Below are 505 nucleotides of genomic sequence, written 5' to 3'. Positions count from 1 at the left end.
CAAAATACCGAAGACAAGCGTTCTACGGAGAGAAACGTCTGGCGATAGGCAGTATCTTAAGAAAGCTATGTGAGTGGAAAAATGTACGGATCCTGGAAGCTGAATGCTGCGCAGATCATATCCATATGCTTGTGGAAATCCCGCCCAAAATGAGCGTATCTGGCTTTATGGGATATCTGAAAGGGAAAAGCAGTCTGATGCTTTATGAGCAGTTTGGAGATCTGAAATTCAAATACAGAAACAGGGAGTTCTGGTGCCGGGGGTACTACGTAGATACGGTGGGGAAGAACACCGCGAAGATACAGGAATACATAAAGCACCAACTTGAAGAGGATAAAATGGGCGAGCAGTTATCGCTCCCTTACCCGGGCAGCCCGTTTACGGGCCGTAAGTAACGGAGTCTGATGCAAATGTCAGATCGTATGCGCCTGTTAGGGCGCGGCTGGTAACAGAGCCTTATAGGCGCATCAGAAAAACCTCCGGCTATGCCGGAGGATATTTATTT

At 47.7% G+C, this 505-nt stretch carries 1 protein-coding gene; it reads left to right on the top strand.

Annotation, left to right across the window (positions count from 1 at the left end; translation table 11 throughout):
- The coding region (tnpA, locus tag AC559G_RS18115; RefSeq protein WP_498913678.1) for an IS200/IS605 family transposase at positions 1-395 on the top strand (395 nt) is incomplete at its 5' end.
- Positions 396-505: the final 110 nt, after the last annotated feature.

Source organism: Gibbsiella greigii, from assembly GCF_039540155.1.
Taxonomy (GTDB): domain Bacteria; phylum Pseudomonadota; class Gammaproteobacteria; order Enterobacterales; family Enterobacteriaceae; genus Gibbsiella; species Gibbsiella quercinecans.
Note: the sequence above shows the minus strand (reverse complement) of the source record. Positions and strands in the feature narration are given on the sequence as shown.